General features: G+C 60.8%; 23 protein-coding genes and 1 riboswitch. Of the genes, 6 read left to right on the top strand and 17 right to left on the bottom strand.

Annotated features, from left to right (window positions below):
• Window positions 1-15 precede the first annotated feature (15 nt).
• From HMPREF3145_RS05160 to HMPREF3145_RS05090, 14 genes are all read right to left on the bottom strand, one after another.
• Window positions 16-1,404, bottom strand: a complete 1,389-nt coding sequence (locus HMPREF3145_RS05160) for a class II 3-deoxy-7-phosphoheptulonate synthase (RefSeq protein WP_070422179.1) — start codon at window positions 1,402-1,404, stop codon at window positions 16-18.
• Window positions 1,405-1,482: 78 nt separating this feature from the next.
• The gene (locus tag HMPREF3145_RS05155; RefSeq protein WP_070422178.1) at window positions 1,483-1,995 is read right to left on the bottom strand and encodes a polyadenylate-specific 3'-exoribonuclease AS; all 513 of its coding nucleotides are present in this window, start codon (window positions 1,993-1,995) and stop codon (window positions 1,483-1,485) included.
• A 9-nt stretch (window positions 1,996-2,004) separates the two neighbouring features.
• The gene (locus HMPREF3145_RS05150) at window positions 2,005-2,220 is read right to left on the bottom strand and encodes a hypothetical protein (protein WP_070422177.1); all 216 of its coding nucleotides are present in this window, start codon (window positions 2,218-2,220) and stop codon (window positions 2,005-2,007) included.
• A complete protein-coding gene (locus HMPREF3145_RS05145; RefSeq protein WP_070422176.1) occupies window positions 2,220-2,972 on the bottom strand; it encodes a lysophospholipid acyltransferase family protein in 753 nt (250 codons plus the stop codon). Before HMPREF3145_RS05145 ends, HMPREF3145_RS05150 begins: the two co-directional genes overlap by 1 nt.
• Window positions 2,973-2,986: 14 nt before the next feature.
• On the bottom strand, window positions 2,987-3,949 hold the full coding sequence (locus HMPREF3145_RS05140; protein ID WP_070422175.1) for an ROK family protein: 963 nt from the start codon (window positions 3,947-3,949) through the stop codon (window positions 2,987-2,989).
• A 35-nt stretch (window positions 3,950-3,984) separates the two neighbouring features.
• The gene (locus HMPREF3145_RS05135; protein WP_070422174.1) at window positions 3,985-5,112 is read right to left on the bottom strand and encodes a glycosyltransferase family 4 protein; all 1,128 of its coding nucleotides are present in this window, start codon (window positions 5,110-5,112) and stop codon (window positions 3,985-3,987) included.
• A gap of 7 nt (window positions 5,113-5,119) precedes the next feature.
• Window positions 5,120-6,148: a C40 family peptidase gene (locus HMPREF3145_RS05130; RefSeq protein ID WP_246817513.1), complete on the bottom strand. Its 1,029-nt coding sequence runs from the start codon at window positions 6,146-6,148 to the stop codon at window positions 5,120-5,122.
• A gap of 194 nt (window positions 6,149-6,342) precedes the next feature.
• Window positions 6,343-7,089, bottom strand: a complete 747-nt coding sequence (locus HMPREF3145_RS05125) for a C40 family peptidase (RefSeq protein ID WP_070422172.1) — start codon at window positions 7,087-7,089, stop codon at window positions 6,343-6,345.
• A 14-nt stretch (window positions 7,090-7,103) separates the two neighbouring features.
• Window positions 7,104-7,246: riboswitch (cyclic di-AMP (ydaO/yuaA leader) on the bottom strand.
• A 391-nt stretch (window positions 7,247-7,637) separates the two neighbouring features.
• A complete protein-coding gene (locus HMPREF3145_RS05120; protein WP_070422171.1) occupies window positions 7,638-9,260 on the bottom strand; it encodes a cytochrome bc1 complex cytochrome b subunit in 1,623 nt (540 codons plus the stop codon).
• On the bottom strand, window positions 9,260-10,480 hold the full coding sequence (locus tag HMPREF3145_RS05115) for a cytochrome bc1 complex Rieske iron-sulfur subunit (protein ID WP_070422170.1): 1,221 nt from the start codon (window positions 10,478-10,480) through the stop codon (window positions 9,260-9,262). Before HMPREF3145_RS05115 ends, HMPREF3145_RS05120 begins: the two co-directional genes overlap by 1 nt.
• On the bottom strand, window positions 10,477-11,325 hold the full coding sequence (locus tag HMPREF3145_RS05110) for a cytochrome bc1 complex diheme cytochrome c subunit (protein ID WP_070422169.1): 849 nt from the start codon (window positions 11,323-11,325) through the stop codon (window positions 10,477-10,479). Before HMPREF3145_RS05110 ends, HMPREF3145_RS05115 begins: the two co-directional genes overlap by 4 nt.
• A 62-nt stretch (window positions 11,326-11,387) precedes the next feature.
• Complete coding sequence (locus HMPREF3145_RS05105) at window positions 11,388-12,008, bottom strand: aa3-type cytochrome oxidase subunit III (protein ID WP_180950032.1); 621 nt, start codon at window positions 12,006-12,008, stop codon at window positions 11,388-11,390.
• A gap of 417 nt (window positions 12,009-12,425) precedes the next feature.
• The gene (locus HMPREF3145_RS05095; protein ID WP_070422166.1) at window positions 12,426-12,857 is read right to left on the bottom strand and encodes an aa3-type cytochrome oxidase subunit IV; all 432 of its coding nucleotides are present in this window, start codon (window positions 12,855-12,857) and stop codon (window positions 12,426-12,428) included.
• An 18-nt stretch (window positions 12,858-12,875) separates the two neighbouring features.
• The gene (locus tag HMPREF3145_RS05090) at window positions 12,876-13,970 is read right to left on the bottom strand and encodes an aa3-type cytochrome oxidase subunit II (RefSeq protein ID WP_070422165.1); all 1,095 of its coding nucleotides are present in this window, start codon (window positions 13,968-13,970) and stop codon (window positions 12,876-12,878) included.
• A gap of 405 nt (window positions 13,971-14,375) precedes the next feature.
• Between HMPREF3145_RS05090 and asnB the strand changes: the two genes are divergently transcribed.
• Entirely contained in the window at window positions 14,376-16,298 is a 1,923-nt protein-coding gene (gene asnB, locus HMPREF3145_RS05085) for an asparagine synthase (glutamine-hydrolyzing) (protein ID WP_070422164.1), read from the top strand.
• 74 nt (window positions 16,299-16,372) lie between these two features.
• A complete protein-coding gene (locus tag HMPREF3145_RS05080) occupies window positions 16,373-17,359 on the top strand; it encodes a S41 family peptidase (RefSeq protein ID WP_070422163.1) in 987 nt (328 codons plus the stop codon).
• A gap of 72 nt (window positions 17,360-17,431) precedes the next feature.
• Here HMPREF3145_RS05080 and HMPREF3145_RS05075 read toward each other — a convergent pair whose 3' ends face one another.
• On the bottom strand, window positions 17,432-17,776 hold the full coding sequence (locus HMPREF3145_RS05075) for a HesB/IscA family protein (RefSeq protein ID WP_070422162.1): 345 nt from the start codon (window positions 17,774-17,776) through the stop codon (window positions 17,432-17,434).
• Between the two features lie 137 nt (window positions 17,777-17,913).
• Between HMPREF3145_RS05075 and HMPREF3145_RS05070 the strand changes: the two genes are divergently transcribed.
• Both HMPREF3145_RS05070 and HMPREF3145_RS05065 read left to right on the top strand, forming a co-directional pair.
• Complete coding sequence (locus HMPREF3145_RS05070) at window positions 17,914-18,630, top strand: DUF3043 domain-containing protein (RefSeq protein ID WP_070422161.1); 717 nt, start codon at window positions 17,914-17,916, stop codon at window positions 18,628-18,630.
• 3 nt (window positions 18,631-18,633) lie between these two features.
• Entirely contained in the window at window positions 18,634-19,620 is a 987-nt protein-coding gene (locus HMPREF3145_RS05065) for a nicotinate-nucleotide--dimethylbenzimidazole phosphoribosyltransferase (protein WP_070422160.1), read from the top strand.
• Here HMPREF3145_RS05065 and HMPREF3145_RS05060 read toward each other — a convergent pair.
• A complete protein-coding gene (locus tag HMPREF3145_RS05060; RefSeq protein ID WP_070422159.1) occupies window positions 19,617-20,723 on the bottom strand; it encodes a branched-chain amino acid aminotransferase in 1,107 nt (368 codons plus the stop codon). The genes HMPREF3145_RS05065 and HMPREF3145_RS05060 overlap by 4 nt on opposite strands.
• A 72-nt stretch (window positions 20,724-20,795) precedes the next feature.
• Here HMPREF3145_RS05060 and HMPREF3145_RS05055 point away from each other — a divergent pair, with 72 nt between their 5' ends.
• Window positions 20,796-22,280, top strand: coding sequence for a leucyl aminopeptidase (locus HMPREF3145_RS05055; protein ID WP_070422158.1), 1,485 nt, complete (start codon window positions 20,796-20,798; stop codon window positions 22,278-22,280).
• Between the two features lie 200 nt (window positions 22,281-22,480).
• On the opposite strand, the gene HMPREF3145_RS05050 is transcribed toward HMPREF3145_RS05055, so the two are convergent.
• Entirely contained in the window at window positions 22,481-22,876 is a 396-nt protein-coding gene (locus HMPREF3145_RS05050) for an oxidoreductase (RefSeq protein WP_070422376.1), read from the bottom strand.
• Window positions 22,877-22,996: 120 nt separating this feature from the next.
• Here HMPREF3145_RS05050 and HMPREF3145_RS12010 point away from each other — a divergent pair.
• Window positions 22,997-23,833: biotin/lipoyl-containing protein (locus HMPREF3145_RS12010; protein ID WP_305764334.1), on the top strand; the 837-nt coding region annotated here is incomplete at its 3' end.

Genomic DNA, 23,833 nt, shown 5'->3' with positions numbered 1-23,833 from the left:
CCGAGTAGCGCTGTCTTAGTAGCGCAGCATCTCTGCAACGAGGAAGGACAGCTCGAGTGCCTGCTCGGTGTTCAGACGCGGGTCGCAAGCGGACTCGTAACGGCCCGGCAGATCCACATCAGTGATGTCCTGCGCACCGCCGAGGCACTCAGTGACGTCTTCACCCGTGAGCTCGATGTGAATACCACCCGGGTGGCTGCCGAGTTCGCGGTGGACCTCGAAGAAGCCCTGAACTTCGTCGATGATCTTGTCAAAGTGACGCGTCTTGTAGCCATTGCTCGACGTGAACGTATTGCCGTGCATCGGGTCCGACTGCCAAATGACCTTGTGGCCGGAGGCCTCAACCGCCTTGACAATGCCAGGCAGTACTTCGCGGATCCGGTCCTGCCCCATGCGGATCACCATGGTCAAACGACCCGGCTCGCGGTTCGGATCAAGCTTATCTGCGTAAGCGACAGCCTCTTCTGGAGTGGTGGTCGGGCCCAACTTGATACCGATCGGGTTGCTGATCATCGCGGCGAAGTTGACGTGGAAATCGTCGATACCGCGGGTGCGCTCACCGATCCAGAGCTGGTGGGCGGACAGATCGTAAAGCTTCGTCTCACCCTTCGAATCCGTGGCCAAACGCAGCATCGCACGTTCGTAATCCACCAACAGCGCCTCGTGGGATGCGTACACGCTGGACGTGCGCAAGTTCGTGTCACTGACGCCACAAGCATCCATGAACGCAAGCGAACGCGAAATCTCGCGAGCAAGTGCTTCGTAACGCGCACCCGCAGGCGAGTTAGTCACGAACTCTCGGTTCCAGTTATTGATGTTGTGCAGGTCCGCAGTACCGGACGCCGTCAGGGCACGCACCAAGTTCATCGCCGCCGACGAGTTCGCGTACGCACGCACCATGCGGGCCGGATCGTGGCGACGAGACTCCTCGGTCGGATCCACACCATTGACGATGTCACCGCGGTAATTCGGCAAACCGTTCTCATCAAGATCAGACGAGCGCGGCTTCGCGTACTGGCCAGCAATACGAGCAAGTTTGACCACCGGCATCGACGCACCGTAGGTCAACACCGCAGCCATCTGCAGCAGGGTCTGCACGTTGGCACGGATGTGTGGCTCGGTGTTGGACTCGAACGTCTCAGCACAATCGCCACCCTGCAGCATGAACGCCTTGCCGTTGGCGACGTCCGCTAGATGCGACTTGAGCCCCTCAACCTCGGGCGCGAGCACGACCGGCGGGACGGACTCCAAAATCTTGCGAACATACTCAGCCTGGGCAGGGTCCCACGACGGCTGCTGCTTCGCATCGCGGGAAATAACATCTTCAAACTGCGCGTTTAAATCTCCCGGCAGCGGCGGCAGATCGGGCAGTACCTCTTTGGGGATATCAATAGTCCAGCTCACCGTTCTATATTTAGCACGGATTACTGCCCCAGTACAGGCGGTACAGCCTGCAACTTCTCACAAGGCGGTTTTATCGTCTCACATTTTGGATACGGTGCCGTCGCGGTTCAACGGCAAATGCTCCGCACATACACGAAACTTCCGCAGATTATGGCGCGCATCAACGAGAGCATCGTGGTTGCCCTCCGGCACCCGTGGCAGACGCGGCTTGCCTGCCATCTGCCAATACTGCTTCAGCTCGCAGGTGTAGCGCGGCAGCGAACGCGGCAGACCGGACATGTCACCCCATAGTTGCGCGAGCACCACGTGGTCATAGGCGCCAACCCAAGCCCACAGTTCTGGCCTGGTGTCACCCGAGGTGAGAAACTCATAGACCTCGTTACGGATGCGCTCCAGCGACTTCCACACTGGTTGGTTCTTCGGAGGGAGCTTCGACAACACGTGCGCTTTGACCCAAGCGTTGGCGCGTGCTGGGTCGAACTCATCGGACACCGCATAGTATTCGCGGCCATCCTCAGCAACAATGCCGATGGACACCAGCTCGATCGTCTCGCCGTCCTCAATGAATTCGGTGTCGTAGAAGAATCTCACTGCGTCGAACTACTTCCGTTGCTCCGATCGAATATCCCCCAACACCTCGCGCCGCGAAGGGCCCTTCTCACCCTCAACACGCCTCGGCCAAAACATCACTGCAGCCACCGCAACGACAGCAAGCGGGCCCGACAGTTTCGGGTACCAGCCCTGCTCAGACGCAATCAGGAACATCACAACAACGACGCATACCAACGCGATTCGGGTAACAAGTGGTTTATTCATTACTGCACACCTTTCGGCCCAGTTTTCGGTTCAGCACCTTCGGGGTACTTCCCCGTCTGCTCGAGGGACTTCTTCACATCGGTCGCGTAGACATCCACGTATTCCTCACCGATCATCTCTGCAATGCGATGCATGCAGTAGTCCGTAAAGGGACGCACGGCCTCGCGCGAGTCAGGGTCGTAGCCATTTTCAACCGCCCAAGCTCGCGGATCAATCGGCTCCGAAATCTTGATCTGCACCTTGACCGGCCGGATGAGCTTGGTGCCGATCGGGTTCGCGCGACCAGATCCAATCATGCCGACCAAAATCACAGGCACGCCGGTTGGCATAGCAATGCGCGCCATGCCAGTGCGCCCCTTGTACACACGCCCATCCGGCGAACGGGTTCCCTCGGCATAAATGCCGAAGAGCTCGCCGTCGTCGAAAATCTTCTTCACCGTTTCCAGCAAGACGTCCCCGGCGGTGTCGGAGCTTCGGTCAATGGGAACTTGACCCACGGCGGTGAAGAAAAACCGCTGCAAACGTCCACTGAGCCCCGTGCCAGTGAAGTACTCCATTTTGGCCGGGAACTTCAGCTGTCGGCGAACCATCAACGGCAAGTAAAAGGAATCCAGCACAGCCTGATGGTTAGAAACCAACAGGGCCGGACCTTCGTCCGGGATGTTCTCCACACCGTAAATGCGCGGGCGGTTCCACACCAACAGCGGCGGCCCGAAAATAGCCTTGAACAGGGAATACCACTTGTTTGCCATTGTTTCTCCCCTTTTTATCGCAGCTGGCGGGCCAAATCAGCAACGCCAATCATACCCGCCTTCGCTCCGAGCTCAGCACAGAGGATCTCCGGCAGCGGACGGTATCCAGCGCCGACGATGTTCGACGCCATGGACGCTTTGGCAGCGTCAAGGAAAAGATCAGCGTCTTCGCTCACACCACCGCCGAGGACGATCAGCGATGGATCCAAAATGTCGGACACCATTGCCAGGCCTCGTCCCAGCCAGATGGAGAAACTCTCCAGAGCCGCCACACCCAGCCCATCTCCTGCGCGTGCTGCGGCCATAATGTCGTGCCCGCTTGCTCGCTTTTCGACGACCTCCCGGTACAAATCGGAACCTCGATACCCTCCCCTGCTGGCAATCTCGATCGCACAATCGACCAGCGAGGTGCCAGAAGCGTAACGCTCAAGACAGCCCTGCTTGCCACACGAGCACACCCGACCACCCGGCACCACCGTGATGTGGCCAAACTCAGGCGCGGTGCCGAACGCACCACGGTAAATCTCGCCACGGTGCATCAGCGTTGCGCCGATCCCTGTGCCGACGGCGAAAAACACCCACGTCTCTGTGTCACGAGCGGCACCGAACCGATACTCACCCCAGGCCGCTGCATTCGCATCGTGCTCGAGGCGGACCGGCAGCCCCAGCGCATTCTCCAAATCTTTGCGCACCGGCTGATCATCACGCCACGGCAAATGGGGCGCAAAGCGCACGATTTCACACTCCGGGTCGAGGAAGCCCGCAACGGCAGCGCCAACTGCCCCGATCTCGTGTTTGTCCTGGAGCTGCTCGACCATCTGCACGATCGTGCGGGTCAGCCCGTCAGCGTCCTGCGGGGTCCGCGTACTCACCGTGTCGAGGATCGACCCATCCGGCGCGACCACAGATGCACGAGCGTTCGTCCCGCCAATGTCAAAGCCGACTGTCAGCGCCTGGTCTCCTCGTTGTGAAGTCATAGCCGGACAGTTTATGCCCCTGACAGCGGTCAGCCCTAACCCGCCAACACGTCGCGCAGGCGCTCCCCCAGAGTGCCCCACGAAAACTCCCGTTGTACATGTTTGCGCCCGGCGGTGCCCATGGCGGTGCGGTGGTCGTCGCAAAGCAATTGCCCAATGGACCGCGCGACCTCATTCACATCGCGACCATTGACGACGACACCGCTTTCCGGCACCACCGTCTCCGGCGCACCACCGGAATCGCCAGCGACTACCGCAACCCCACACGCCTGCGCCTCGAGATACACAATCCCCAGACCTTCCACATCAAGACCACCCCACCGCGTCCGCGCGGGCATGGCAAACACATCGGCGGCAGCCACAATGTCGCGCAACCGCTCGCGCGACACCCGGCCCGTGAATTCCACGCCCGGCGAAGACGCGGCGAGCTTGCGCAGCCGCTGCTCGTACGGCCCCTCCCCCACAATCACCAATCTCGCATTCGGCGCGTATCGACGAATCCCCGGCAACGCACGGATCAACACATCCTGTCCCTTGCGCGGGACCAACCGCGACGAACACACCACAAGTGGCGCATCACCCACGCCGAGCCAGCGCCGCGTTTCATCCCGCTTGTGCGCGCTCGCTGGCGCGAAGAAATCCGTGTCCACCCCCGACGGCAGCGCAACATAGTCGACGTCATCGCCGAACACCGCCTGCAAGCGCTCTATCGTGAACCGCGAAATGTACGTCACCACATCCGCGCTACGACCAATCCGGCGCAACACCTGACGGGCCACAGGAATCATCGCCCAGCCCACCTCGTGGCCGTGGGTGGTGGCCACCACACGTTTTGCTCCAGCACGTTTCGCCTGGGCTCCGAGAATTGCCAACGGTGCAGCCGCACCGAACCACACAGTGTCGATGCTGTGCGTTCTGATAATTCGAGCCATCTCCCGAGCAAGCCCCGGGGTAGGCAACATGATGTTGCGCGGCCAACGAATCACCGCGAAACTCTGCTCGGCGTCCCACTCGCGCGCAGCATCTGCTTCCTGGACGGAGGCGAGCACCACGATTGATTCCGGGCCTTCGCGCTTGACGAGCTCGTCGACGTAATCCCGTAAGTACGACTGAATCCCGCCGACAGTGGGCGGGAAATCATTCGTTACCAACAACGTGGTCATAATCGCGCTAGTAGCGCACAGCCCCCTGAATCGGCATGGAGTTCGCCGGCACTACCTGGATCGGAATGCCGTAGTCAGACGAGTGCACGACCATGCCGTTACCGATGTACATACCCACGTGAGTCACACCCGGGTAGTAACCAATGATGTCACCCGGCTGCAACGCATCCAGCGACACCGGCGTGCCACCCGCAAGCTGCGCTTGGGAGGTACGCGGAATGCTAATGCCGTTCTGCCCATACGCCCACACCATCAAACCAGAGCAATCGAACGCATCCGGTCCAGCAGAGCCCCAGCCATATGGCTTACCCACTTGCGCCAACGCCGCACCAACGATTCCGGAGTCCACGCCCGGAAGCGACGCGCCGCTGATCGGGTTGTCCTTATTGATCCAGCGCAGGCGATCGGCCTCGCTCAAGTTGTCTACGCGGTGTTCGATGTCACGAACCTTGTCATCCAACTCTTCACGTTCACGCTCCAGCTTCTTACGCTGAATCTCCAGCTCATTGCGCGCATGGCGTGCCTCAGCCACCGCAATATTGGCCGAGTTGGACTTCTCTGCCGCCACCCGGTTGGCATCCTCCAAGTCGATCAACGCACGCTGAGACTTGCGAGTGAGCGCCGCCAAATAAGCGGAACGGTCGATCGCCTCTTGCGGGTTGCCCGAATCCAGGGTGGTCAGGATCGCGTCAGATTTCGGGATACGGTAACGGGACTGCGCAATGTCACCGACATTCCTGCGATGCTCGTTGCTTACCTCTTGAATAGCGGCAAGTTCCTGTTTCGCCTCTGCAGCGCGGCCATTGGCTTCCTCAACCTTGCGCTCTGAATCGGCGATTTTCTCTTCGAGTCCCTTAATTTCTTCCGACTTCGCAGTGGCGTCGTGGGAGATCTGCTCCATCTCATCGATGAGAGCATCGACATCATCGGCCTTCACAGGGGCCGCTACGCCGCCGGCGAGAATGGCGCCGACGAGCGCGGACACCGCGGTCTTCTGAGCAGAAGGACGACGAGACTGAAAAGAGTGCTTACCCACGACCAAAACCTTTTCGCAATACTTGTGAGAACACAAAAACTATAGCGACATCGGCCCCACCGTCCAAGCAAAAAACATGGCCACACAGCATATTGTGAATCAAGAGCACTGGTGTGACGCACGAGGTGTCAAGGTCCCCAAAACGCACGAAAGCCCCAACTCCAAACACAGAGTCGGGGCTTGAAAACGTGCCGTTAGAAGCGAACCACAGAGTGGATCGGCATGAGGTGCAGATCGCGGTAGCCCACCGGGATACCGGAGTTCAGCGCATCGATGATCTGGCCGTTGCCAACATAGATGCCAACGTGGGATGCACCACCGTAGTAAACAACGATGTCACCCGGCTGGATGTTGCTCAGCGCAACCTGCTGGCCAGCAGCAGCCTGAGCCTGGGAGGTACGCGGGATGGACTTGCCAGCCTGAGCGTAAACCCAGGAGGTGAAGCCGGAGCAGTCGAATGCGTTCGGGCCAGCCGCACCGTAAACGTACGGGGAACCAACCTTGGACTGTGCGATGGACACGACGCGCTCAGCGAAGGACGGCTGCGGGGCCGGAGCCGGCTGCGGCGCAGCGGCCGGTGCCGAGTAGTTGGTTGCGGCCTGTGCCGGCAGAACCTGCTTCTCGACGTTCGCGATGAAGGCGCTGAAGCCCGGAACGTTGTTCACGCCCGGCAGAGCCTTCACGCGAGCGATAGCAGCCTGAGCGTCGCCCGTAGCGGCTGCACCCTTCAGCGACGGGATCCAGGCGTCAATGCCCGGGATTGCCGCTACGCCTGGAATGGTCTCAATACCCGGGACCTGTACTGCGATCGGCGAGTTGGGGACGCGGACCTCTGCTGCGGAGGCGGCGGCCGGCGCGATGAGCGCAGCGCCTGCTGCGAGAGCGGTGGTGGCCGCTGCTGCGCGGGCTGCGGTGTTGGTCTGGCGACGGTGCTTTGCCACTTTAGATTTTCTCCATATCTTCTCTTCGCCAACCGGGTTAGCTGTCGGGCGGGGTGTTGAGAAATGACCCTCGGTCCGAACGACCTACGCCCCACGGGAGCAGGTGCTCCACTCTGGTTCCCCGGTCCCCTTCGGCTTCGATCGGCTTTTCCGATCTCCACTTCAGAGTTACGGCTCATATGTTGTTTTCGATCCATGCTTCCAACGGCTGTTGTCGCAATGTCTCGAACAGGTTACGAAACGGCAACAAGAGTGTCCAGCCAACACGCCGTTACAGTTCCGTTATCAAAAGATTTGATGAGAAACAGCGTCGAAGTCTGCGTTTCTAAATGAAAACTAAGAACGGTCCAACAACCTCAAAACACGGCCATACGCTGCACATTTATCCGCCGAACCAAGAAGCAAGTTGATCCCCGCAAAGTTAAAGACAACCCAATTAAAACGGATTGTGTGATCTTACTCACACTCGCTTGTTAACCTCATTGTTACAAAGAAAATCGCCCCGCACCACAGTGTGGTGCGGGGCGATTCACGCAACTACTTACATGCTAGCGAGGCGATACGTCGCGGTCGTCGCGATCCTTGTTGGCCTCGAGAGCACGCAGCGTCTCGACAGCTTCCTCGTGCTTCTGCTTCTCTGCATCGCGTACACGCTCAGACACGCCGATCTCGGCGGGCGAGAACTTACCGATGGTCTCAGAGTCAGCGAAGCCAAGCTGGTTCATCTGCTTCGGCACACGAGCACCTGCGTACTCGAGCGGAACCGGGTGACCATTCTCGTCCACTGGGCCAAGCGGCTGGTGGATCTCGATGAAGGCACCGTTCGGCAAACGCTTGATGATGCCGGTCTCGATACCGTGCTCCAGCACAGCGCGGTCGGAGCGCTGCAGGCCGATGCACAGACGGTAGGTGATGAAGAATGCCAGCGGCGGCAGAACAATGATGCCGATACGTCCCACCCAGGTCATCGCGTTCAGCGAGATCTGGAAGAAGTGAGCAACGTGGTCGTTACCACCGGAGATGGTCATCAGCAGGAAGAAGGTCAGACCCATCACGCCGATGCCGGTACGTACCGGAACGTCACGCGGACGCTGCAGCAAGTTGTGGTGTGCGTCGTCGCCGGTGACCTTCTTCTCGATAAAGGGGTAGGCGATGAGCAGCGCAACCATCAGACCACAGAGCAGTGCGACCCAGAATGCACCCGGGATGGTGTAGCTACCGATGTAGAGCTCCCAAGCCGGCATGACACGGGCGGCACCATCAGTCCACAGCATGTAGACGTCAGGCTGCGAACCAGCAGACACCTGCGACGGGTTGTACGGGCCGATGTTCCAAATACCGTTGATGGTGGTCAGACCAGCCATTGCAGCCAGCACTGCGAACACGATCATCATGTAGCCGATTGCGTGCGTTGCAAACACCGGCATGATGCGGACACCAACAACGTTGTTCTCGGTGCGACCCGGTCCCGGGAACTGGGTGTGCTTCTGGAACCACACGAGCAGCAGGTGAGCTGCGATCAGCGCCAGGATGATGCCCGGCAGGATCAGCACGTGCAGGATGTAGAAGCGGTCCAGCATCAGATCGGACGGGAAGTCGCCACCGAAGATAGCCCAGTGCATCCAGGTGCCGATGATCGGCAGGCCCAGGATGATCGCGGACATAATGCGCAGACCAACACCGGAGAGCAGATCGTCCGGCAGGGAGTAGCCCATGAAGCCCTCAATCATGCCGAGGAGGACAAGGGTTACACCGATGAGCCAGTTTGCCTCACGCGGGCGACGGAACGCACCGGTAAAGAAGACACGCATCATGTGGGCGAACATGGCCATCATGAACATCAGTGCAGCCCAGTGGTGCATCTGACGAACAAACAGGCCACCGCGGACGTCAAAGGAAATGTCAAGCGCGGTTGCGTATGCACGGGACATTTCGACGCCGTTGAGCGGCAGGTATGCACCGTCGTAGATCACCTTGGTGATCGACGGGTCGAAGAACAAGGCCAGGTAGATACCGGTCAGCAGCAGGATGATGAAGCTGTAGAGCGCCATCTCGCCGAGCATGAAGGACCAGTGCGTCGGGAAGACCTTGTTGAGCTGCGGGCGCAGGACGCCCGCAACGGTAAAGCGGGAATCCGCATTGTTTGCGGCTTGCTGAAGTTTCGTACTCATTAGGACTGACGCTCCCAGAATGCCGGGCCGACGGGCTCAATGAAGTTCCCGTTGGCGATGAGGTAACCGTCTTCGTCAACCGTCACAGGAAGCTGCGGCAGTGCACGAGCGGCGGGACCGAAGATCGGCTTACCGTGCTGCAACGCATCGAACTGCGACTGGTGGCACGGGCACAGGATGCGGTTGGTCTGAGCCTCGTACAGCGAGGTCGGGCAACCAATGTGCGTGCAAATCTTGGAGTAGGCGTAGTAATCGCCGTAGTGGAAGTCTTCCTGACCCTCACGTTCGATGACGCGCTTCGCGTCCTCAGAACGCAGACGGATCAGCATGACAGCGTTGCGCGGACCGTGGATGGAGTGCATGTGGTTCTCATACACATCGCGCTTCGGGTCGTATTCCTTGCCGTCATTGACGTCCTCTGGGTAGAGCGGGAACACGGTCTCCATCGCAGCGGCGGCAAGGTCCTCCGGACGCATACGCACCAGGCGAGACACGCCGGCGGTGGTGTAGTGCGAGCCGACCTCACCCTTGTGAAGTTCTGCAATCGCACCGGTGTCGCGGCCGAGGTAAACCTTCACGCCTTGATCCTGGACGGTCCAGCCGTGGGTCCACAGGGTGCCGTCGCCGAAGTAGTTCAGCTCGTGGCGGACCTTCCACGGGTTCTTGATCATGCCGCCAAGCGGAGCGATGACCATCAGACCGGCGAGGACACCAGCGGTGCCGAGCAGACCCTTGAGCGCCTTGCGACGACCAAGCGTCGAGGTCTCCCAAGCATCGTTCAGCAGTGCGGTCGTAGTGCGACGATCCAGCTCGCTGGACGGGCCGTCGTGGCGACGCTGTACAGCGATCTCTTCAGGGACGAACTTCTTCACGTACTGGATGATTGCAACACCCAGGCCGAGAAAGGCCAGGCCTGCAGTCAGACCAAGCAGTGGCGTGTAGAAGGTGTAGATCCAGAGACCTTCGTCGCCGTGGAACTTCGGCTCCCACGGCCAGAACAGGTAAACACCGAGGAAAGCAATCGCGGCGAGAACCGAGATGGCCAACCAAATCTTGATGCCACGCTCAGAGGACTTCTCGCGAGGGTCACCCTCGACCGGGAAGCGCTCCTTACGGTAAGCAACCGTTACGTCGTCAAGCTCCGTGCCGAGAGCAGCGAGCTCCGCATTGCTCATGCGGTCAAGCTCTTCCTTCGTGTAATTCTTCTTCACATCACTCATGAGCGGGATCCAATCCACATAGCACCAGCGGCGACCAGCGAGATGCCGATCATCCACATCGCAATACCTTCAGAAACCGGGCCGAGGCCACCGAGGGACCAGCCACCCGGGGACGGGGTCTCCTTGGTCGACTTAATGAAGGCAATGATGTCCTTCTTCTCATCAGCGCTGAGCTGACGGTCAGAGAACTTCGGCATGTTCTGCGGACCAGTGAGCATCGCCTGGTAGATCTCCTGCTCGTTCGCAGGGTCGAGCACCGGGGCGTACTTACCAGAAGACAATGCGCCACCACGACCGGTGAAGTTGTGGCAGGAGGCGCAGTTCAAACGGAAGAGTTCGCCGCCACGTGCGACGTCTGCTTCCTGAACCTTGCCGTCGTAGTTCTTGCCGCGCAGCTCTTCCTTAGCCAGGGTGCCGTCCGGGTTGTACACGAGCTCCGGGCCACCACCGTTGGCTGCGACATATGCAGCCAAGGCGAGAGCCTGGTTCTCCGTGTAGCGCGGCTTCTTACGCTCAGCCTGCGCGTCGTTCGACATCATCGGCATACGGCCAGAGTTGACCTGGAAGTACACGGCGCCTTCGCCGGTACCGATCAGAGACGGACCACGGTCGGCAACGCCCTGCAGGTTCGCACCGTGGCAGGTGATGCAAGCGACGTCGTAGATTTCCTTACCCTCCTGGATAAGGGCCTGGTCGTCACGCTGGGCGGTGGCCACCTGTGCATTAGGGGCCAACGCCGATGCGAGAAGACCCGCGCCGGACAAGCCCAGCGTCAACGCAGCAGCACCTGCGAAGGTGCGCTGCGCCTTGCGTGCGCGACGCTTCTTGTTGGGTGAGTTTTCCATTTTGTTCCTTATTAACGAGTTTTCAGAACACGTCTGCAGCCCGGGTTATACCCAGGGCACGGCTACTGGACGAGGTACAGGGTGATGAACACGCCGATCCAAATGGCGTCGACGAAGTGCCAGTAGTACGAAACCACCATGGCAGCAGTTGCCTGTGCCGGGGTGAACTTCGACTTGGCTACTCGCATCAGCACAACGATGAACGCGATGATGCCTGCAGTCACGTGCGCCATGTGGAAACCGGTGATGATGTAGAACACCGATCCATAAACGCTGGACTGCGGGGTCACGCCGTGCATGACCATCTCGGTCCATTCGAATGCCACCAGACCGAGGAAGATGACGCCAAGCACAACGGTTACGGTGAACCACTTGCGCAAGCCGTATACGTCACCTCGTTCTGCAGCGAACACGCCGAACTGAGAGGTGAAAGAGGAACCAATCAGCACGACGGTAATGATTCCGCCGAAAAGGACGTTGAGGTGGTCCGTCTGGTTGCTCCAGTCACCTGCGGCGAGGCCGTTTGCACGCGATGTGAAGTACATCGCGAACAAGCCGGCAAAGAACATGAGCTCTTGGGCGAGGAACGCGATCGTGCCAACGCTGACCATGTTCGGCCGGTTCAGCGCCGGAAGACGATTCTGCGGAGTCGCCATATTTGGGTTAGTAGTTGCGGTCGTCACGCATGCGATTATCCCCTATTTCTTCCTGATATTCATCTCATTCACCCCCACGATTTCCCTGTGAGACAGGGCCCAACCAGCAGCATTTAAAAACATTTTGGTTGCAAAAATAATTTTTAGAATTTCGGGAACTTTTTATAGCGTCTATCCGACGCATATCAACGCAGGTCATTGCCCCGCCACCCAAAGTCGCCGGCTCCCCCACAAGATAGTTCCTCCAATTACTCGAGCAAATAGGAGTCGCGCTGGGGTTCCAGAAAGTTCCCAAGTGTGCCCGACATCACATTGTGGCACACCCCCGCTTCGTGCCTAAACTTTCGATTGATTGATATCTCTTTAACAACAAAAGTGCCCCTTCCGATAACTCGGAAGGGGCACTATCGTGGGCCGGGAAGGCCGCGACCCACTCTTTCTGCGTTAGTGCTTCTCGCGCGGAATGCCGTACTGCAGGTTCAGCTGGGCGGTAGCCCAGATCAGCATGACCGCACCAAAGGCGATCAGCCAGAACTGCCAGAAGGCAATGCCGAGGCCGAGGAACAGAATCGATGCAGACATCGTAAACGGCCAGATCGAGCCCGGCGAGAAGAAGCCCAGCACGCCAGCGCCGTCTTCAATCTCTGCCTCTTCCCAGTCTTCCGGGAGGACGTCAGAGCGGGACTCCGCAATGTGGAGGTAACCGCCGAGCATGAAGCAGAGTGCGGTAGCAAGCACGAGGCCCACTGCGCCGATCCACTCAACACCGAAGAGGTATGCATCTTCGCCGATCCACGCCGTTGCGAGGATGTAGAACACTGCCATCAGGGCAAGAAATGTGCCAATGGCGTAGAAAACTTTTGAACCGGTTCCCATGGCTACGTTCTCTCTTTCTTAAACGGTCGCGTTCGGATCGACAGTGTTGACGCCGTCACGAGAACCCTCGCGCTCGGACACAAACGGACGGGTGCTGGTTGCGTACGGTGCTTCACCGATGGAGCGCAGTGCCTCGGAGTTCGGTGCCTCCGGGTTCTGGCGACGGAATTCGATGTACTGCTGGAACTTCTCGGGCGTGACTGCACGGATCTCGAAGTTCATCATTGCGTGGTAGGTACCGCACATCTCAGCACAGCGGCCGACGAATGCACCTTCCTTGTCGATGCGCTCAATCTGGAACTCACGCTGCTGCTGGTTCGACTCCGGGTGCGCGTAGACGTCGCGCTTGAAGAGGAACTCCGGAACCCAGAATGCGTGGTTCACGTCACCGGACGCGAGACGGAATGCAATCGGGGTGTCGGTCGGCAGAACCAGGACCGGAACTTCCTCGGTGGAGCCAACGGTCTCGATCTCGTTGAAGTTGAGGTAGGACAGGTCGCCCATCGAGGTGCCGTGGATCGGGTTCGCGTTGTGCATGTCCTCGTCGTCGTACTTCGTCGCCTCTGCAAGAGCCTGGCGCTCAGCGTCAAGACCGTCGTAGTCGCGACCGTCTGCAGTCAGATCGCCTGCGACCTCTGCGTAGCCGAACTTCCAGTTCCACTGGTAGCCGGTGACGTCAACGGTAACCTTCGGATCCTTATCCAGGGCGGTCGTGCGGGTCTGTGCCTGAACCGTGAAGAAGAACAGGACCATAACGATGACGATCGGGAGGATCGTCAGACCGAGCTCGAGCGGCACGTTGTACTGCAGCTGCTTCGGGAACTCGCCGGCACCCTGCTTTTCGCGGGCCTTGTGGTTCCACCGAACGATGGACCAGAGGAAAAGACCCCACATAATGATGCCGATTGTCCAGGCTGCTACCCAGACCCAAACCCAGAAGTTGTACATCTGGGTACCTTCAGGGGTGACCGGGTCCGGCCAGCCCATGTCGAGGATGCGCGCGACTGACTCCGGCGGAGCTACATCACAGCCCGTCAGCGCAAAGCTTCCGAGGAGCAGCGAACCGGCGACGGCAGCCTTCTTGGCGAATCCGCGCTTAACTTCCTTTTCCACGTGTGTTTGCCTTCCTGTCCACACTAGAACCATCGAATGCACATGCCGATGGCAGAACATTCCTACGGAGCCAGAATAGTTCAAACAGATCGTCGCTACGGAATCTTGTCGAGCCTCACGCTTTTCGACGATCGCCCCTCCGAACAAAACCACCTCTCCCCCGCAAATTAACCCGCAGTGCTGGGCATTAAGTTCATAAGCAAGGCGTTGCGAAGATCAGTCGAAATCTTCGCTTTGACCCCTCAACCATTAGTTGGCCCCCTTATGGGGCACCGCAAAAGGTGGACACTCCGCGACGCGTTCGGTTCACGAGTTCGCCGTTGAAAACCCTATTGTGGAATGCGTCATGACGGTGCCGCACGGTTCGAGGCGGCGCACCTTATATATAGGAGAGGTTTCACAACGATGTGCGGTCTTGTTGCACTGTTGACTGCCCGCGGCGATGCCCCAGTGTTTACCGACGCGGTCGGTCGCTCGCTTTCCTGCATGTATCACCGCGGCCCTGACGCTGCGGGAACATGGAACGACGATGACGCTGTTTTCGGCTTTAACCGCCTGGCGATCATCGACATCGAGCACTCCCACCAGCCACTGCGCTGGGGGCCGGCAGAAAACCCCGAACGTTACGCCCTGACGTTTAACGGCGAGATTTACAACTACGTGGAGTTGCGCGAGGAACTCACCAAGGCCGGATACACCTTCAACACCGCAGGTGACGGTGAGCCGATCGTGGTGGGCTACCACCACTGGGGCGCCAACGTGGTTGAGCATCTGCGCGGCATGTTCGCCTTCGCTATTTGGGACACCGAGACCAAGACGATGTTCGCAGCGCGCGACCAGTTTGGCATCAAGCCACTGTTCTATGCGACGACCGACAAGGGCACCGTTTTCGCCTCTGAGAAGAAGTCGATCCTGGAGATGGCAGACGACCTTGGTCTAGGCCTCGACCTTGATCGTCGTGCGATCGAGCACTACGTGGACCTGCAATACGTCCCGGAGCCGGAGAGCCTGCACCGCGAGATCCGTCGCGTGGAGTCGGGCTGCACCGTGACTATCAAGCCTGGTGGCGAGGTCCACTCGGACCGCTACTTCAAGCCACACTTCAATTCCCAGCCTGTGCCAAAGGGCAAGGAGCAGGACCTGTACGACAGGATTGCCCGGGCGTTGGAGGATTCCGTCGAAAAGCATATGCGCGCTGACGTGACGGTTGGTTCCTTCTTGTCTGGCGGAATCGACTCCACGGCGATCGCGGCGCTGGCGAAGCGTCACAATCCGAACCTGTTGACCTTCACCACTGGTTTTGAGCGGGAGGGCTATTCCGAGGTGGACGTCGCTGCAGAGTCTGCTGCGGCGATTGGTGTGGAGCACATCGTGAAGATTGTCTCCCCGGAGGAGTACGCCGACGCGATTCCGAAGATCATGTGGTACCTCGACGATCCGGTGGCTGACCCTTCACTGGTGCCGCTGTTTTTCGTCGCGCAGGAGGCACGCAAGCACGTCAAGGTTGTGCTGTCCGGTGAGGGCGCGGATGAGCTTTTCGGTGGGTACACCATCTATAAGGAACCGCTGTCGCTGGCACCGTTTGAGAAACTGCCGAGCGCGCTGAACAAGGGGTTGAACCGCCTCAGCCGCCTACTTCCGGAGGGCATGAAGGGCAAGAGCCTGCTCGAGCGAGGCACTACCCCGATGGAAGACCGTTACTACGGCAATGCGCGCTCGTTTAACTTTGAGCAGCTCCAGCGCGTCCTACCGTGGGCGAAGCGCGAGTGGGACCACCGCGAGGTCACCGCACCGATTTATGCAACGTCGACCGAGATGGATCCGGTGGCACGTATGCAGAACCTTGACCTGTTCACCTGGATGCGTGGTGACATTCTGGTCAAGGCAGACAAGATGAACATGGCGAACTCGCTGGAGCTGCGCGTTCCGTTCCTGGACAAGGAAGTTTTCGAGGTCGCGCAGACGATCCCGTACGACCAGAAGATTGCCAACGGCACCACGAAGTACGCGTTGCGTAAGGCGATGGAGCAGATCGTTCCGCCACACGTGCTGCATCGCAAGAAGTTGGGCTTCCCGGTGCCGATGCGTCACTGGCTGGCGGGCGACGAGCTCTTTGGTTGGGCGCAGGACACGATTCGCGAGTCGCAAACCGACGACATCTTTGCCAAGGACCAGGTCCTGGAGATGCTCAAGGAGCACCACGATGGTGTGTCCGACCACTCGCGTCGTCTCTGGACGGTGCTGGCGTTCATGGTTTGGCACGGCATTTTCGTGGAAAACCGCATCGACCCCCAGATCGAGCACAAGGATTACCCGGTCGAGCTGTAGGCAGTGCCAGCACTACCTCGATTGGGCAGTTGCCTGTATTGCCGGGCTGCCCGCGCACCGGTTGAATGTGGTGCATGTCAACCGCAAAGAAAGTACTCACCACCATCGCCGCGGTGTTCGGCGTGCTGCTGATCGCCGCCGGCGCCGCCGCCTATGTGTACGGGCCGACCATGACGGCCATGTTCACCGGCACCGCCAAGTTCATGGGTACCGATACGCCGAAGCGTTACGCTTCAACGGTGCTCGACCTGGCAGAACAGGGCATTTACGCGGACTCCCCCGAGTTTGCCGAGGCTAGTGACAAGGCACGCGAGGCCGCGAAACAGGCGGATTCGCTCGACGAGATCCGTCCGGCGCTCAACGACGCGGTCCAGGCTGCTGGCGGCAAGCACTCGGAACTTATCGACCCGAACGTCGAGCAGGAATACGCCGAGATGGAATCCACACGTGCGGCCGTCGAACGCAACGGGAACGTAGCGTGGGCAACGGTGCCGGGCGTCAGCCGCCACGACGATATCCAGTCCTACGCCGACACGCTGACATCCGGCCTAGTGCAAGCGCGCGACAACGGCGCCTGTGGCGTGGTTGTGGATCTGCGCGGCAACGACGGCGGCGACATGGGCCCGATGGTCGCCGGCCTGTCCCCTGTGCTGCCCGACGGCACGGTGCTCGAGTTCGTCTCGGCAGGCGGTTCGTCGCCGGTGACGGTAAGCGGCAACGCTGTCAGCGGTGGCGGCAGCCCCGTAGAAACCTCCGGCGGCAAATGGGACGGCGTGCCAGTCGCAGTGCTTGTCGACGACCTCACCGCCTCGTCCGGCGAAGCCACTATGCTGGCCTTCCGCGGCCTGGATCAGTCGCGTAGTTTCGGCACCCCCACCGCCGGATACGCCTCGGCGAACACCGTCTACGACTTCCCGGACGGCAGCAGCCTAATGCTGACCATCGCGAAGGATAAGGCCCGCACCGGCGAAACGTTTGCGGAAGACCCGATCGAACCCGATGTTCAAGGTGGCCAGGAACAGGCGCTGCAGTGGCTCCGGGACGAACACAACTGTTCGTAGCGGCACTACAGCACAGAAAAATCCCCGTACTGGCGTGATGGCCGGTACGGAAATTCGTCGATAAGCAGTGGCTTAGTTGAAGCTGTCGCCACAAGCGCAAGCGGAACCTGCGTTCGGGTTGTCGATGGTAAAGCCCTGCTGCTCAATGGTGTCGGCGAAATCGATCGTCGCGCCCATGAGGTACGGCACGCTCATCTTGTCCACGACAAGACGCACGCCGCCAACCTCATCGGCCTTGTCGCCGTCCAGGTCGCGGTCGTCGAAGTAGAGCTGGTAGCGCAGACCAGCGCAGCCACCAGGCTGAACGGCGATACGCAGGGACAGGTCGTTGCGCCCCTCCTGGTCAAGCAGGGCCTTTGCCTTCGCCGCCGCTGCCTCGGTGAGGTTCACGCCAGTTGCGGAAGTAGGTGCAGTCATTGGGTACTCCTTCGTGCTACGCGTTCGAGTGGCGCCCATGCTACGCGCGCCCCTTCATAGCCGGTGTAACGGTTCTCCCCCGCAATCTATTCCCACTGGTTACAGGAATGTCGCGGTGGCCTTGTAGCCTAGGTGGCGTGAAACTACCCTGGCAAAAATCCGAGCAGACCGCTGAGGCTGGTTCGACCAAGGCCGAACTGCCTCAGACCGACAACGCGCCCGCGGCAGACACCCCAGAGGCCGCAGAGCAGAAGCTTCCGAAGGGCTACACCCCGCCGAAGGGCAAGCCGACGCCGAAGCGACTTGATCAAGAGATCAAGCGCGGTGTTGTGCGCGACCCGAATGCGGCCACCCCGGCGCAGATTCGTCAGCGGGAAAAAGAGCTGAAGAAGTCCATGACCAAAGAGGAGTGGAAGGCACACAAGAAGCAGGTGCGCGAGGAGAATCGGGCCCGCAACCGCGAGATGCAGGCCAAGATCGACTCGGGCGACGAGCGCTACCTCATGGAGCGCGACAAGGGCGAGGAGCGTCGCTTCATCCGTGACTGGGTGGACTCGCAGCGCTTCTTCAACAACTACGTCATGCCGATGGCGCTGGTGCTGCTAATCGTGATGTTGATCGGCACGTGGCTGCCTCGCGTCGCGGCGGCATTGTCTTTGGTGAGCCTGTTGTTTATCGTCACCATCTTCATCGAGGGCATCATCATCGGCATCCGCGCCAACCGTGCGGTCCGTGCAAAGTTCCCAGAGGCGAACACTGGTTTCAGCCTGGGTATGTACGCGTTCTCCCGCGCTACTCAGCCGCGTAACTGGCGCTCCCCCAAGCCACGGGTGGCGTTGGGCGCGAAGGTATAGCCCATGCAGTTTCCCCCGGTTGAGCCGCCGAAACGCGCGCATGCCCGTGCGGTGGCGGATGCGTTGGCAGGTGGCACGAGTGGCGTTGCCCTTGGAAGGCTGGGGGCGATCGGTGCGTGGGTTGCCTCCGTACAAGGCCGTGACGTGCCCACACCGTTTCTGCGCCCGCGTGCCGTGATCGTCGCTGGCAATCACGGCATTGCTACGCGAGGTTTGTCGGCGTGGACATCGGATGCCGGCGCCGCTCAGGTTGAGCAGCTGCGCGCCGGTGTCGGCCCTGCCTCCACGACGGCGCGGGTTGCGGGAGCGAGCATCAGGCTTATCGACGACTACCTGGACACCCCCACCGGCGCCATCGACGTGGGACCCGCCGTGTCGCAAGACGTGTGGGATGCGGCGTTGGCTGCGGGTGCAGAGATCGCCGATAGTGAAATCGACGGCGGTGCTGACCTGCTGATCCCCGGAGACATCGGCGTTGGCAACACCACCGTCGCCGCGGCGGTGTACGGCACGTTTACGCGCACTGAGCCCGCAAAGGCGATCGGGCGTGGCTCCGGCATCAACGATGAGGTCTGGAAGATCAAGGTCGCCGCTATTCGCGACGCGATGTTCCGCGTGCGCTGGTTCCGCGACGACACCGAACGCGTCTGCGCCGAACTCACCGGACCGGATTTCGCCTGCCTGGTCGGCTTCATCGCCCAGGCCGCCGCGCGCCGCACGCCGTTGCTTATCGACGGCGTCTACCCCGCCGTCGCCGCATACGTCGCCGAACGCCTCGCACCCGACACCAAAGACTGGCTCATGGCAGCGCAGGAGGCGAACGAGCCGGCGCAGGCTGGCTGTTTCGAAGCGCTCGGGCTTCGACCGTTGCAACACCTGGATATGAAAACGGGCCAGGGCGCTGGGGCCCTGGCCGCGTTGCCGCAGTTAAACCTGGCGGCGGAGATGGTTGGCGAGGTGCTCGCCGGGGGATCGTCGATAAGCGACTAGCCCTCGACGAGCGTGAGGTTCCAACCGTGGGTGTCCTCGACCTCGCCGGTCTGGATGCCGCGCAGACGCTCGCGCATTGCCAGGGTGATCTCGCCGGCCTCGTTGTTATTCACCGTGAACTCGCCCTCGTTGCTGAGCACGCGGCCAACCGGGGTGATCACAGCTGCGGTGCCGCACGCCATGGTCTCGGAGATGGTGCCGTCCTCGGCACCAGCACGCCACTGCTCGACGGTGATCTTGCGCTCCTCGCTGGTGTAACCCAGGTCTTCTGCGACCTGCAGCAGCGACTTACGCGTAATACCCGGCAGGAGCGAACCGGACAGGGACGGGGTGATGATCTTCGCGTCCTTGCCGGAGCCCTCGACGAACATGAGGTTCATGCCACCCATTTCCTCGATGTACTTGCGCTCGATCGCGTCCAGCCACACAACCTGGTCGCAGCCCTTGTCCGCAGCCTGCTGCTGCGCAAGCAGGGACGCCGCGTAGTTGCCGGCGAACTTCGCATCGCCGGTGCCACCAGGTGCTGCACGGACGTAGTCCTCGGAGATCCACACGCTGACCGGCTTGACGCCACCCTTGAAGTAGGCGCCTGCCGGGGAGGCGATGATGTAGAAGGAGTACGACGAGGACGGCTTCACACCCAGGGTCTTCTCCGTGCCGATCATGAATGGACGCAGGTACAGCGACGCCTCGCCGCCAGCTTCAGGTACCCACTTCTGGTCGATGGTGACCAACTGGCGCACGGCCTCCAAGAAGTCCTCATCCGGCAGTTCCGGCATTGCCATACGACGCGCGGAGCTGCGCATACGCTCAGCGTTTTGCTCCGGACGGAACGCGGTGATGCGCCCATCGGTGTGGCGGTACGCCTTCAGGCCCTCGAAGATCGCCTGGCCGTAGTGGAAGACGTTGGCGGCCGGGTCGAGCGCGATCGGTTCGTACGCGCGCACCTGGGCGTTGTGCCAGCCTTTGTCTTCGGTCCAGTCGATGGAAACCATGTGGTCGGTGAACTCCTGGCCGAACGCCGGGTTAGCGAGGATCTTTTCACGCTCAGCATCGGTTGCGGGGTGGTCTGACGGGGTAACTGCGAATTCGAGGTTAGACATGTGGCCCACGTTACTCCGTGGCTATGTACCCTCGGGAGGCAATCCTGTTCAATTGTCAGAAAGGTGTTGTTTATGTCGTTCGATGTCACACTTCCTGCCCGCGGTACGACGGTGCGCGCGGTTGCCGGTTCTGCCGCCCCTGAGGGCGCTGTGCTGCTGGTTCCGGTCGCACAGGGCGAAGACGGAGTCGAACTTCCTGTCACCCAACTTGCCCCGAAGGGCCTGCTTGAAGCCCTCGTTGCGGTCGGCGCGAAGGGTACGGCTAACGAGGTCACCCGCGTTGTCGTCGACGGCACGCTGGTCATCGCGTACGGCCTCGGCGACGCGAACGACATTGACGACGAAGCCGTGCGCCGCGCCGTCGGCGCCGCCACCCGCACCCTCAATGGGGTGGAAAAGGCAGCTATCTCCGCCGAGTTCGGCGTCCAGCCGGTCGTCGAGGGCCTCCTGCTCGGCGGCTACGTTTACAACGGTCTGAAGTCCACCGCCAACACGCTTGACGACGACAACACCGACGCCGAACTCCCCCAGACCACCGAAGTCACCGTGGTCGGCGCAGACGAGAAGGCGTTCGAGCAGGCCGTCATCGTCGCCGAGTCGGTCAACCTGGCCCGCGACCTGGTCAACACCCCGTCAAACTTTCTCTACCCGGAGTCCTACGCCGCCGTCATGGGCGAAGTCGCCTCGACGGCCGGCCTGGACATCGAGGTACTCGACGACAAGGCGCTTGAAGATCAGGGCTTCGGCGGCATCCTCTCCGTCGGACGTGGCTCCGCCCGCACCCCGCGCCTGGTGCACCTGACCTGGGCACCTTCGAGCGCAACGAAGAAGGTCGCGCTCGTGGGCAAGGGCATCACCTTCGACACCGGCGGCATCTCGCTGAAGCCGGGCTCCGGCATGGAGGACATGATCTCCGACATGGGCGGCTCCGCAGCACAGCTCGGCGTCATCGCCGCTGCCGCCCGCCTTGAGCTGCCAGTGCGTATCGACGCCTGGCTGCCCCTGGCCGAGAACATGCCATCCGGCACCGCCACCCGCCCGGGCGACGTGATCACCCACTACGGCGGCATCACCAGCGAGGTCATCAACACCGACGCCGAAGGCCGCCTCGTCCTTGCCGACGCCATCGCCCGCGCCTGCGAGGACAACCCCGATTACCTCATCGAAACCGCAACCCTCACCGGCGCACAGCTGGTTGCTCTGGGCAACCGCACCTCCGGCGTGATGGGGTCCGACGACCTGCGCGACCTCATCGCCGAGACAGGCCGTGCCGTCGGTGAGCAGGCTTGGGCTATGCCGCTTCTCGAGGAGCAGGAAGACGAGCTGAAGTCCCCCATCGCTGACATCCGCAACACCCACAACGCCCGCACCGGCGGCATGCTCTTCGCCGGCCTCTACCTCTCCCGCTTCGTGCCGGAGAACGTCGAGTGGGCTCACATCGACATCGCCGGTCCGGCCTGGAACGGCGGCGGCGCCTGGGGCTACACCCCGAAGCGCGCAACCGGCGCCCCGGTCCGCACAATCCTCGAGGCGCTCAACCGCCTGGCTGCGAAGTAGGGGTTTGAGGCAATACGGCCACTATGCCGCTGCATAGTCCCCCGCTCTCGAGCCGACAGGACTATGCCGCTGCATAGTCCTGCTAGGCCTCCCCACCTAAACGGCACACCGTACACGGTACATTTCGCTATTTTTCGGTGAAATGTACCGTCTTTGATGTGCCGTTTAGCCGTATGGGCCGGGCGGGGGGCACCAGCCGTCTAGCTGTACGGGTTTTCGCCGCGCTCGAACCGGGCGCGGCGTTCTTTTTGTTCCTCACGCTTGCGCAGAATGCGTTCTTGCTCCATTTTCTTGCGCATACGGTCGGGGTAGCCGGTCTCTTCGACGTCGTAGAGCAGAATGCCCAACATGTCGGAGACGGCGTCGATGCCTTTGGGCCCGCCGATGCGACGTCGGGTGTAGTTGCCGTGCTCGTCGACAAGAACGACGGACATCTCGTTGACCATGGTTTCTGGCTCGACAAAGCCTTCCACGAACGTGCGGCCGGCGACCCAATCGCGCAAGTATTGTGCGTCGTCGGGGCGGATTGTCTCGCCCGGTGCCCGTGGCGGTTTGAACGTCGTGGACTTCTTGCCTTTGCCGAACAGGTTGAACACGCCCCACATCATACGGGCCTGTCTAAGCAATTAGGTCACCCCTTGGGCAACGAACGTGTGTGGATGCAGGTACGCTTTGTGCCGTATAGCTTCCAACGTTTCAATGAGGAGACTTTAAACATGGCGCACTCTGTTGAGATGCCCGAGCTGGGCGAGTCAGTCACCGAAGGCACGATCACTACGTGGCTGAAGGAAGTCGGCGACACGGTTGAGGTCGACGAGCCGCTGCTCGAGGTCTCCACTGACAAGGTCGACACCGAGATCCCCTCCCCTGTCGCTGGTGTGATCCTGGAGATCAAGGCTGAGGAGGACGACACCGTCGAGATCGGCGACGTCATCGCGATTATTGGCGACGAGGGCGAAACCCCGGCCGGCGACGACAAGTCCGACGACTCCGCCGACGCCAAGGAAGAGGCGAAGGACGAAGAGCCGGCTGAGGAGCCGAAGGAAGAGAAGAAGGCTGCTCCGAAGCAGGCTTCCGGTTCCGCTACCGATGTTGAGATGCCGGAGCTCGGTGAGTCCGTCACTGAGGGCACCATCACTACGTGGCTGAAGGAAGTCGGCGACGAGGTTGAGGTCGACGAGCCGCTGCTCGAGGTCTCCACTGACAAGGTTGACACTGAGATCCCGTCGCCGGTCGCTGGCACGCTGATCGAGGTTCTGGCTGAAGAGGACGACACCGTTGAGGTCGGCGATGTCATCGCCCGCATCGGTGACGCTGACGCGGCTGCTTCCTCCGACGACTCCAACGAAGACGAGGCCGAGGCTGAAGAGGCACCGGCTAAGGAAGAGGAGCCGAAGGAAGAGAAGAAGGCTGCTCCGAAGAAGTCCTCTGGTGAGGGCACCAAGGTTGAGATGCCGGAGCTCGGTGAGTCTGTCACTGAGGGCACCATCACCACTTGGCTGAAGGAAGTCGGTGACACGGTCGAGGTCGACGAGCCGCTGCTCGAGGTCTCC

The organism is Corynebacterium sp. HMSC05C01, from assembly GCF_001807155.1.
In the GTDB taxonomy this organism is placed as follows: Bacteria; Actinomycetota; Actinomycetes; order Mycobacteriales; family Mycobacteriaceae; genus Corynebacterium; species Corynebacterium coyleae.
The sequence above is the reverse complement of the archived record's forward strand: the minus strand, read 5'-3'. Positions and strand labels throughout refer to the sequence as shown.

What these genes read in the sequence shown, in the direction of transcription:
- HMPREF3145_RS05150 (WP_070422177.1), bottom strand. Translation starts at nt 2,220, where the DNA reads ATGAATAAACCACTTGTTACCCGAATCGCGTTGGTATGCGTCGTTGTT.
- HMPREF3145_RS05145 (WP_070422176.1), bottom strand. Translation starts at nt 2,972, where the DNA reads ATGGCAAACAAGTGGTATTCCCTGTTCAAGGCTATTTTCGGGCCGCCG.
- HMPREF3145_RS05140 (WP_070422175.1), bottom strand. Translation starts at nt 3,949, where the DNA reads ATGACTTCACAACGAGGAGACCAGGCGCTGACAGTCGGCTTTGACATT.
- HMPREF3145_RS05135 (WP_070422174.1), bottom strand. Translation starts at nt 5,112, where the DNA reads ATGACCACGTTGTTGGTAACGAATGATTTCCCGCCCACTGTCGGCGGG.
- HMPREF3145_RS05120 (WP_070422171.1), bottom strand. Translation starts at nt 9,260, where the DNA reads ATGAGTACGAAACTTCAGCAAGCCGCAAACAATGCGGATTCCCGCTTT.
- HMPREF3145_RS05115 (WP_070422170.1), bottom strand. Translation starts at nt 10,480, where the DNA reads ATGAGTGATGTGAAGAAGAATTACACGAAGGAAGAGCTTGACCGCATG.
- HMPREF3145_RS05110 (WP_070422169.1), bottom strand. Translation starts at nt 11,325, where the DNA reads ATGGAAAACTCACCCAACAAGAAGCGTCGCGCACGCAAGGCGCAGCGC.
- HMPREF3145_RS05095 (WP_070422166.1), bottom strand. Translation starts at nt 12,857, where the DNA reads ATGGGAACCGGTTCAAAAGTTTTCTACGCCATTGGCACATTTCTTGCC.
- asnB (WP_070422164.1), top strand. Translation starts at nt 14,376, where the DNA reads ATGTGCGGTCTTGTTGCACTGTTGACTGCCCGCGGCGATGCCCCAGTG.
- HMPREF3145_RS05080 (WP_070422163.1), top strand. Translation starts at nt 16,373, where the DNA reads ATGTCAACCGCAAAGAAAGTACTCACCACCATCGCCGCGGTGTTCGGC.
- HMPREF3145_RS05075 (WP_070422162.1), bottom strand. Translation starts at nt 17,776, where the DNA reads ATGACTGCACCTACTTCCGCAACTGGCGTGAACCTCACCGAGGCAGCG.
- HMPREF3145_RS05065 (WP_070422160.1), top strand. Translation starts at nt 18,634, where the DNA reads ATGCAGTTTCCCCCGGTTGAGCCGCCGAAACGCGCGCATGCCCGTGCG.
- HMPREF3145_RS05060 (WP_070422159.1), bottom strand. Translation starts at nt 20,723, where the DNA reads ATGTCTAACCTCGAATTCGCAGTTACCCCGTCAGACCACCCCGCAACC.
- HMPREF3145_RS05055 (WP_070422158.1), top strand. Translation starts at nt 20,796, where the DNA reads ATGTCGTTCGATGTCACACTTCCTGCCCGCGGTACGACGGTGCGCGCG.